The following is a 255-nucleotide window of genomic DNA, read 5'->3' as shown; positions in this document are numbered from 1 at the left end:
TCAAGGATTAGCCAACAACGCCACAGACAGTGCGCCAGTGGTTTACACCACCGAAGATGGCACTCAAGTCTATAAATCAGGCAACACCTTCTATACCGATGCCGCAAGAACGGCAGGCAATGAAGTGAATACTGATCAGACGCCTATTATTACCAGCGTTCAAAGCGCAGATGGCAGCACCACAAAAGCGACCAAGCTGAGCAACGTCGCAGCAGGCACCAAAGCCACAGACGCGGTGAATAAAGGTCAGCTAGA

The 255-nt window shown here is 51.0% G+C and carries 1 protein-coding gene; it reads left to right on the top strand.

Translation table 11 applies throughout. The features are described 5' to 3' along the window. Nucleotides 1-255: hypothetical protein (locus tag EGV92_RS13775; RefSeq protein WP_207401812.1), on the top strand; the 255-nt coding region annotated here is incomplete at both ends.

It is taken from the genome of Psychrobacter pygoscelis, from assembly GCF_004335015.1.
Lineage (GTDB): Bacteria > Pseudomonadota > Gammaproteobacteria > Pseudomonadales > Moraxellaceae > Psychrobacter > Psychrobacter pygoscelis.
Note: the sequence above shows the minus strand (reverse complement) of the source record. Positions and strands in the feature narration are given on the sequence as shown.